Source organism: Georgenia sp. Z1344 (assembly GCF_049856295.1).
GTDB lineage: Bacteria > Actinomycetota > Actinomycetes > Actinomycetales > Actinomycetaceae > JB111.
Genome location: NZ_JBNDMZ010000014.1, coordinates 72,626 through 81,474, shown reverse-complemented (window position 1 = coordinate 81,474; position 8,849 = coordinate 72,626). Strand labels below are relative to the sequence as shown.

The window sequence follows — 8,849 nt, the reverse complement described above, 5'->3', positions numbered from 1 at the left end:
GGCTCTTCACATTCGAGGGTGTAGTTGGGGTCGGAATCCGCCCGTCTCGAGTAGTGATCGGGCGATGTAATTGGTCAGGTTGCGGAAGCCGAGGGCCGAGCCGCGCAGGTGCTCGAGCCTGCCGTTCATGGCCTCGGTGGGGCCGTTGGACGTGCCGGGCCGGTCGAAGTAGGCGAGCACGTCGGCGGCGCGGCGCTTCAGGGTCCTGCCCAGCTTGCGCAGCTCGGTCAGGGCGGCTGGCACGGTGGAGCTGACGGAGGCGATGAGCTGGGCCATGAGCTGGCGACCATGTGCGCGGTCGGGGACGCGGTAGGCGGCGATCATGCGCTGGTAGACGGCCCAGGCGGCCTCGACCGCTACGTGGGTGTCGCCGTCGAACAGGCCCTCCAGGCGCTGGGACTGCTTCTCGGTGAGCAGGTCGGCGCCGGTGTGCAGGGTCCGGCGGGCGGCGTAGAGCGGATCGCCCTTGCGGCCCCGGTGCCCGCAGGTGTCCTGCTGGACACGGCGCCGGCAGTCATCGAGCGCGTCGCCAGCGAGGCGGACCACGTGAAAAGGATCCATGATGGCGACCGCGTCGGGCAGCTCTTCGGCGGCGGCGGTCTTGAACCCGGTGAAGCCGTCCATCGCGACGATCTCGACCCCGTCGCGCCAGTCCTGCGGCCGGCCCGCGAGCCACTGCTTGAAGGCGTGTTTCGAGCGGCCCTCGACCATGTCCAGCAGCCGGGACGGGCCGGTCCCCTCGCGAACAGCGGTGAGGTCGATGATCACGGTCACGAACCTGTCGCCGCGGCGGGTGTGGCGCCAGACATGCTCGTCGACACCGATGGCGCTGACGCCGTCGAACCGGGTCGGATCATCGATGAGGACGCGGCGTCCTTCGGTCAGGACCGCGGCGTTGGCGGTGTTCCACGAGACCCCCAGCCCCTCGGCGACACGAGCGACACTCAAGTGCTGGCACACGATCCCTTCCAGCGCCCACCGCAACCCGCGGCGGGAGAGCCGAGCGCGCGGCTCGGCCGCGGCGGTCGTGTCCTGACGCCACACGTGCCCGCAGCCCGTGCACCGGTACCGACGCACCCTCACCTCCAGCGTCGTGGGACGCCACCCCAAAGGCTCGTGAGCGAGCTCGCGCGTGACGGTGTCCCGCGCGACGCCCTCGCACCCGCACCGCCGGCACCAGCTGTCCGGTTCGACGACCCTGCAGGCCAGGACCGCCCGACCAGGCTCGATGCGCTGGCCGACGACCTCCAAGCCGAGCTCGTCCAGACGAGCGAACGTGGTCAGATCAGGGCGGGCGAAGGTAGCGTCAGGCACGTCGAGGTCTTCCCGGTGGGTGGCGTGAGAACCCCCATCATCGGAAGACCTCGACCCCTATCTGGACGCTGACACGCCGGCACCTCGCTCACCACCGCGCCAGGCCGTCTACACCCTCAATCCGGAAGAGCCTCTTTACGCGGGCGAGATTCTGGCTGTCATCGGGGACAACGGCGCCGGCAAGTCAACGCTCATCAAGTGTCTGACCGGAGCTGAGACGCCTGACGCCGGCACGATCACTGTCGACGGCGAGGAGATGCAGTTCCGGAGACCCCAGGATGCGCAGGACGCCGGCATCGAGACCGTCTATCAGCAGCTGTCGCTCGCACCGGCACTCGACATCGCCTCGAATCTCTTTCTGGGGCGGGAGCGGCGCCGGCCTGGGGTGCTCGGGTCGGTCCTGCGGATGCTCGATCACCAGGGCATGCGTGACGAGGCGAGAGAGAAGGTCGATGCCCTGGGGATCCGCACCCTCCAGGACATCACCCAACTCGTGGAGACCCTGTCGGGTGGGCAGCGCCAGGCAGTGGCGGTGGCTCGCGCGGTTGCCTTCGGGAGCCGTGTGGTCGTGCTCGACGAGCCCACCGCCGCGCTGGGTGTGCGCGAGACCGGTCAGGTCCTCGACGTCGTCCGCGGTCTTCGTGACCGTGGGATCGGAGTCATCCTCATCAGCCACAACATGCCCAACGTGTTCGAGGTAGCTGACCGCATCCAGATTCAGCGGCTCGGACGTCGCATCGGCGTCATCAGCCCTGAGTCGCACACGCCCGCCGAGGCTGTGGCCATCATGACCGGCGCAGTCTCGGTTCACGACGACACGGAGGCCGGGGAATGACTCGGAAGATCATTCTTGACACCGATCCGGGTGTAGGGATCCCCGGAACGGACGCCGACGACCCCATTGCGCTCCTGCTGGCGCTTGCTGACCCACGGCTCGACCTCCTCGCGGTGACGACGACATTCGGGAACTGCCCGCCGGAGCTCGGTGCGCGCGGAGCCGCTGCGGTTCTGGCTGCCGCGGGGCGCCCGGACATCCCGGTAGGGGTGGGACGGGGAACCCCGATCGCTCGAGATCTTCCTGGTGTGCTGCGCGACGCGTACGACGGCGAACGGGGAAGAGAAGGTGCGATCGCACTCCCGCAGATCGATGCGGGTGCAGCCCCGACAGCGGTCGAGCTCATCATCGAGACGGTCCGCCGACACCCCGGTGAGGTGACGATCGTGGCCGTGGGGCCACAGACGAACCTCGCGGAGGCTCTGGCGCAGGCCCCGGACATCGCCGATGCGATCGAGTCCATCGTCTTCATGGGCGGTGCGCTGGGACGGGAGCCGGTATACGGGCGAGGGAACATCACGCCGGTCGCCGAGTGCAACATCTGGTTCGACCCGGAGGCGGCCGACCAAGTCTTTCGCGCCGGCGTGCCTCTGACCATGGTGAGCCTGGACGTCACGAGTCCGGCAAGCGGGGTCGTCCTGGCGGCCGACACGATCCGGTCATGGGAACCGACTTCGACCGCGACCCGGTTGCTCGCTGAGATCTGTTCGACCTACCTCGACCGGCCGATGTTCGAGTGGGCGGATGGCTGCGTCCTCTACGACCCGTTGGCCGTCGCGGTCGCGGCGGACGGAGCCCTCGGTCGATTTGAGGATCTGTTGGTCGGCGTCGAGACGAACGGCGACCTCACGACCGGCCAGACCGTCGAACTTCGCGACGGCGATCCCAACCTGCGTGCGCTCGTCGAGGTCGACGGGCCTCGCGTTGTCGATCACATGGTCGACACGCTCTTCACCCATCTCTGACATGAAGGAAGACCACCTGATGGCTAGTACCACCACGACCAACCCGCTCGGTATCCATGCCCTCGTATGGGAGGGCAACACCTCGGTCGACGAGGTCCAGAGCATCGTCGCGCAGTCTGCGAAGGCGGGTTACGACCTCGTCGAGCTCTCGCTGCACGACCTCGAGAACCTCGACGTGGCAAGCACGCGAGCGGCGCTCGACGAGGCGGGTCTCAAGGTCGCGTGCTCCCGTGGACTTGCGTTCGATGCTGACGTCTCCAGCCCGGACACCGGTGTCGTTGCACGCGGTCTGGCGCTCCTGCAGGAGTCGCTGGCCGCCACCGCCGCGCTGGGTGGAACGGTCTTTACCGGAGCCCTCTACAGCGCGCTCGGGAAGTACGGAAGCGCGATGACGCCGGACGGGAGAGGCAATGCGGTCGCGGCTCTGCGCGAGCTGGCGTCCGAGGCAGAGAAGCTCGGCGTGACGCTGGGTCTGGAGATCTGCAACCGTTACGAGACGAACGTGATCAATACTGCTCGTCAGGCATTGCGGTTCGCCGATGACATCGGCAGCGACAACGTGATGATTCATCTCGATACTTATCACATGAATATCGAGGAGGATGACCTTGTGCGGCCCGTCCTCGAGGTCGGTAGCCGACTTGGCTATGTACATGTCGGTGAAAACCACCGCGGATATCTCGGGTCGGGGCATCTCGATCTTCCTGGCTTCTTTCATGCACTTGCGGACGTGAACTACAGCGGGCCGATCACCTTTGAGTCGTTCTCATCGAGCGTGGTTGCGCGTGGCCTCTCCGACGACCTCGCCGTCTGGCGCGACCTCTGGGACGACGGTGCCGATCTCGCTGCTCACGCTCACCGGTACCTGACGACGCACCTGGCAGTGAGTGGTCCCCGTGACTGACCGCCTCATCGAGCTCGCGGCGGCCATCGTGGAACGCGCTCGGTCCGCCGAATCCCCCACCCGCCCGATCCTCGGCATCACCGGCGCCCCCGGAGCGGGCAAGTCCACCCTCGCCGCCGCCCTCGCGGCCGGTCTCCACGACCGCGGCATCCGCACCGCCCTCCTCCCGATGGACGGCTTCCACCTCGCCGACGTCGAGCTCGACCGCCTCGGCCGCCGCGACCGCAAGGGCGCCATCGACACCTTCGACGGCTGGGGCTACCTCTCCGCCCTCGAGCGCGCGGCCGCCGCCACGGACCACGTCGTCTACGTCCCCGGCTTCGAGCGCGACCTCGAGCAGCCGATCGCCGGCGCCGTCCCCATCGACCCCGCCGCGGACCTCGTCATCACCGAGGGCAACTACCTCCTCGCCGACGCCGCCCCGTGGGACCGCCTGACCTCAGTCCTCACCGAGACCTGGTTTATCGACATCGCCGATGCCTTGCGCCGGGACCGCCTCGTCGCCCGCCACGTGGAGTTCGGCAAGTCCCCCGACGACGCCGCAGCCTGGGTCCGCGACGTCGACGAGCCGAACGCTCGGGCCATCCTCGCGCGGAAGCACGCGGCCGACCGCGTGGTCCAGGGCGGCTGACGCTGCGCGCTCCGACGGCGGACTGCCCCGCGCTAGCGAGTGAGCGACTCGTGGGCCGGCGACCGGCCGTGCGGGTTCTCGAGGCATAGACGTCAAACAGGCGTCGGAGTATAGTCGGAACTCACTCGTCTATCAGTCGTTTCGATGATGGCGTCCCGGCCCGGAGGGAGTTCCGTCATGGTGTCCCCGCGATCGGCGCATGGAAGCCGATCTCACGCTCACTCGACGATGTCCGGCGCGCGTCCGGAGGATTGGACGACGGCACAGATCGTCGAGTACTTGAACGAGAACCTCGGGCCCAAGCTGGTGGCCTTCATGGTGGGCAAGTCGCCGCAGACGGTGTCCCGGTGGGCCGAGGGGACGCAGCGCCCCCCGCAGCCTGAGGTCGAGCGCAAGCTCCGAGGCGCCTTTCAGATCTTTCAGCACCTCGTCGAGCGAGACTCCCGGCACGTCGTGCGGGCATGGTTCATCGGGATGAACCCTCAGCTCGAGGACCGCAGCCCGACCGAGGTCATCGCTGACGGTGACGTCCGCGCCGCGATGTCTGCGGCACGCGCCTTCTCCATCGGGGGATGAGCGATATCCACCCCCGAACTGTCGAAGCGCCGGACCGCATCTGGCGCGTCGCTCGGCTGGGGAAGGGCACGGAGTTCTCCTTCATCGACCCGGCGGAAGCCCTGTCGCCGCACGCGGGCAACCGCTTCGATGTCGTCGGTGGGGGAGTGCTGTACGCGGCGACCGATATCGAGGGGTGCTACCGGGAGGTGCTTGCGCGTCTTCGACCCTCGCCGGCGATGGTGGAACTTGCCGAGGACGGTGGCGAGCACATGCGGCCCGGCTCGATCGCTGCTGACTGGCGACAGACGCGACGTAGATTCGAGCTGGCGACACCAGCGGCGTTGCCGTTCGTCGACGTCGAGCATCAGGACACCTGGAACGTGCTCGACCGAGATCTGGTGCTGCCCGCTGGTGTGGAGCACCTGGATGTCGGGCACGTGCGCGGGGCCGATCGGCTCCTGACACGGGCGATCGCGTCCTGGGCCTATGCCCAGGCCGACGACGACGGCGATCCTCTCTACTCCGGTCTGCGGTACATGTCGCGCACCGGCGACTTCGAGTGCTGGGCAATCTTTGACGGGACGCCGGTCGTGGACGCAGCACCGGCCGGCGAGATCGCCCTGGACGACCCGGCGCTCGCCCGCGTCGCTTCGGCCTTCCGACTGACGATGAACTGATCTCCCGTATCGCGGTCGTTCTCGATCTCTGCGCGGATATCAGCACCTTTCTCGCCAGGTTGGCGCCTCCGACGACGAACACCAATCCCGCTGGGCTCGCCTGGACGTGCAGCTCGACCAGACCCGGGGAAGCCTGCGAGATCAGATGATATTGCCTCTGGTCTCATCCGTTTCACCTGATCTCGTGGGGTGTGGCGACGCCTATATGTCCTAGAGGCCGGGAAATCCCCTCACTCGCGAGGGAATCTCCCCTCATTCGTCAGAAGGCGAGCGGGCACCTCTACCGGGGGCAGCGCTCCCTCTGGGCCGGCCCCCTCACGCCCCCTACGGTCGGCTCATGACGACGACGTCCCCCCGCCGCCGCTGGCGCCAACCGGTCCTCGGCGTGCTCGCCGGCGCCGCGGCCGCGCTCATCGCCTTCCTCCTCATCGGCCTGATTCGCGGCGACCACCCCGAGGAGCTCACCACCGGCTATTCGCTGAGCGACGAGGACGCCTTCGCCCCCGGCCCCGTCTCGCTCGTCTCCGTCTGGGACGTCCGGCAGCCCTCCTCTATCCCGGGTCTCGCGGCGCCGACGGGCGACCGCTACCTCACCCTCGACGTGGCCCTCGACAGCAACGAGGGGACCGCCGACGACTGGCTCGACCTCGAGGGGCTCGAGCTCGGGCTGTTCGCCGTCGACGACTCCGGCGAGCGCGAGGAGCTCGTCCCCACCGACTCCTCCCGCGCCACGCTCGACAGCATCGGCGGGACCATCCGCGCGATCGACCCGTACTGGATCGACCTCACCTACGAGCCACCGTCCGGCGACGCCGCGCACTACGAGGTGGACCTGACGGTCGGCGGCGAGGAGTACACGCTCGCCGCCCACCCCGGGGAGGACGCATGACCGACGCCGACCGCCCCGCCCCCGATGCGGCCGCCCCCGAGGAGACGACCGCCCCGCCGGGCGCCGCTGACGACACAACCCCCGCCACGTCGACCACCCCCTCGCGCCGTCCCTTCGTCACGACGGCGATCCTCACCTTCGTCCTCGCCCTCACCATCCTCGTGCTGCTCCCGCGCGGCGACGCCGCGACCCCGGCCGTCGCCGGGGACGAGTTCACCGTGGAGCTGACCGACGACGTCACGGCCACCGTCGTGCCCGAGCTGCGGGACCAGGGCTGGCGCGCGTCCTCCTCGGTCCGCCCGTATGCGCTCGACCTGCGCGTCACCGTCACGAACGACTCCGCGGACCTGTTCCCTCGCTGGTACCGGGTCGAGGTGTTCGAGGCCGGCAACGTCGTCGACGGAGAGGACCTCGGCGAGCGGGTGACCGCCAGCCTGGGAACGGCGCACGTCCCCGCGGGCGGCCGGCACGCCGTCGAGTTCTCCTACACCTACGACCGGCCGTGCGGCGAGTTCGTCGCCCGGATCTCGTCCCTCCTCACCCTCGACGGCGACGAGCGGTCCGAGACGGAGACCCCGTTCAGCGTGGGTGACGAGGAGTGCCTCGCCGAACTCGAGTGACGCGAAGCGCCCACTCGCCGGGAGGAAGTCCGTTCCCTCGCCGCAGGGTTGAGCGCACTCCCACCTACTCGACCGGGAACACACCGTCCTCCGTCTCAATGAGCCCGTTCGATGCTTGGCACCCCTCACCGGTGACCGGCCCGTGGAGCTCCCCGTCCGGTGCCATCGCCCAGCAGACAGGCCTCTCGTGCCCCGTGACGTCGCGGATCTCGCCGCCCAGCGACAGCCACGACCAGCCGCCAAGGGTCCATACATCGTCGACATTCACCCCGTCCGGAACCTCGACAAGCTCGTCGCTGATGGGGTTCCACAGTGTGTGCCCCTCCTCGCCGGGGACGAGCACCCACACGTCGTCCTGCCGTTGCCACTCCAGCACCTCGATCCGTCCGGCGTCCGGGTCGAGCACGCCCGCGGGGGGGCGGACCCGCTCGGACTCGCCGGTCTCGACGTCGATGAGGTCGACCCCGGCCCAGTCGGCTGCACGAGAGCTGGGTGGGACGACGATCGTGCTGCCGCTGCCCTCCCACACCCAGGGGCGGTCGATCTCGGTGCGCCAGAGCTCCGTGCCGTCGGTGATGCTCCTGCCGACCAGATCGTCGCCGCCTTCCTCGACAAGGATTCCGCCCACGAATCGGGCCTTGTGATCGCAGTTGGCGACTGTCACGGTGACCTCGCCCGTCGCAACGTCGAGGACCCGCCACTCCCGGCTCATGGGGGAGTCGTTAGGCCCGATCAGCACCGCGGTCGACTCCGTCGCTGGCCGGTCCGTGCGCCTGCTGCGGTCGTTGGTGCACTCGTGCGTGGGTGCTCCCGGCCGCTTCCACCGGACTTCGCCGTCGGCGAGGCCGAGGGCCACAGCGTCGTCGTCGTTGGTGGCCATGACGATGACGTCGCCGTCATGGCTGATGCCGAATCCGCCGACCGGGGCGGTCCATACCTGTTCGCCGCTCGTAGGGTCGACGGCCACCGTCGCATCGGCGGTCGCGAAGACGACGAGCTCATCGGACACGGCCGACGGGATCGCGTAGTCCGTGAACTCGATCGACCACGCGACATCGCCGGTCGCGACGTCCCACGCCGCGCCGTCGGCGATGTACAGGTCGCCGACCCGGACCGACCTGCGGTCCACCACGTCTGCGTCCTCGCCGGGGTCGTCCCACGCCTCGTACTCGCTGGGGGCGCCGTTGACGGCGACGACCGCCCCGCCCGTCAGCATCACCGCAGCGGTGCTCGCGAGGACGGTGGCGACGGCACGACGACGAACAGCTTCCGTGATCAGGGCCGTCACGCCCAGGACGGCCAGCAGGACACCGGCGCCGTAGGCGAACCGTCCCCAGCCCCAGATGATCGTCGAGGCCACGAGGACCGCCCCGACGATCGCGAGCACCGCGCCGATGCGGAGGCCAGACCTGGTGGGGGAGTCGTTCACATCCCGAGGTTATCGAGCGTCAGTGCA

Annotated in this window: 10 protein-coding genes; 8 read left to right on the top strand and 2 right to left on the bottom strand. The window is 68.9% G+C overall.

Annotation, left to right across the window (positions count from 1 at the left end):
• Positions 1-6 precede the first annotated feature (6 nt).
• A complete protein-coding gene (locus tag ACPYO6_RS15100) occupies positions 7-1,314 on the bottom strand; it encodes an ISL3 family transposase (RefSeq protein ID WP_425713489.1) in 1,308 nt (435 codons plus the stop codon).
• 61 nt (positions 1,315-1,375) lie between these two features.
• On the opposite strand from ACPYO6_RS15100, the gene ACPYO6_RS15095 reads away from it, so the two are divergent.
• The 8 genes from ACPYO6_RS15095 (at position 1,376) to ACPYO6_RS15060 (ending at position 7,393) form a co-directional block, all read left to right on the top strand.
• Positions 1,376-2,149, top strand: a complete 774-nt coding sequence (locus tag ACPYO6_RS15095; RefSeq protein WP_425715597.1) for an ATP-binding cassette domain-containing protein — start codon at positions 1,376-1,378, stop codon at positions 2,147-2,149.
• On the top strand, positions 2,146-3,114 hold the full coding sequence (locus tag ACPYO6_RS15090; protein ID WP_425715595.1) for a nucleoside hydrolase: 969 nt from the start codon (positions 2,146-2,148) through the stop codon (positions 3,112-3,114). Before ACPYO6_RS15095 ends, ACPYO6_RS15090 begins: the two co-directional genes overlap by 4 nt.
• A gap of 1 nt (position 3,115) precedes the next feature.
• On the top strand, positions 3,116-4,018 hold the full coding sequence (locus tag ACPYO6_RS15085) for a sugar phosphate isomerase/epimerase family protein (protein WP_425715594.1): 903 nt from the start codon (positions 3,116-3,118) through the stop codon (positions 4,016-4,018).
• Positions 4,011-4,649 carry a nucleoside/nucleotide kinase family protein gene (locus tag ACPYO6_RS15080; RefSeq protein ID WP_425715593.1) on the top strand — a complete coding sequence of 213 codons (639 nt, stop codon included), beginning with the start codon at positions 4,011-4,013 and terminating at the stop codon, positions 4,647-4,649. Before ACPYO6_RS15085 ends, ACPYO6_RS15080 begins: the two co-directional genes overlap by 8 nt.
• 279 nt (positions 4,650-4,928) lie before the next feature.
• Positions 4,929-5,225: a hypothetical protein gene (locus tag ACPYO6_RS15075; RefSeq protein ID WP_425715592.1), complete on the top strand. Its 297-nt coding sequence runs from the start codon at positions 4,929-4,931 to the stop codon at positions 5,223-5,225.
• Positions 5,222-5,884: an RES family NAD+ phosphorylase gene (locus tag ACPYO6_RS15070; protein ID WP_425715591.1), complete on the top strand. Its 663-nt coding sequence runs from the start codon at positions 5,222-5,224 to the stop codon at positions 5,882-5,884. Before ACPYO6_RS15075 ends, ACPYO6_RS15070 begins: the two co-directional genes overlap by 4 nt.
• A 337-nt stretch (positions 5,885-6,221) precedes the next feature.
• The gene (locus tag ACPYO6_RS15065; RefSeq protein ID WP_425715590.1) at positions 6,222-6,773 is read left to right on the top strand and encodes a hypothetical protein; all 552 of its coding nucleotides are present in this window, start codon (positions 6,222-6,224) and stop codon (positions 6,771-6,773) included.
• Positions 6,770-7,393, top strand: coding sequence for a hypothetical protein (locus ACPYO6_RS15060; RefSeq protein WP_425715589.1), 624 nt, complete (start codon positions 6,770-6,772; stop codon positions 7,391-7,393). The genes ACPYO6_RS15065 and ACPYO6_RS15060 overlap by 4 nt, the downstream gene beginning before the upstream one ends.
• 64 nt (positions 7,394-7,457) lie before the next feature.
• On the opposite strand, the gene ACPYO6_RS15055 is transcribed toward ACPYO6_RS15060, so the two are convergent.
• On the bottom strand, positions 7,458-8,822 hold the full coding sequence (locus ACPYO6_RS15055) for a PQQ-binding-like beta-propeller repeat protein (RefSeq protein ID WP_425715588.1): 1,365 nt from the start codon (positions 8,820-8,822) through the stop codon (positions 7,458-7,460).
• Positions 8,823-8,849: the final 27 nt, after the last annotated feature.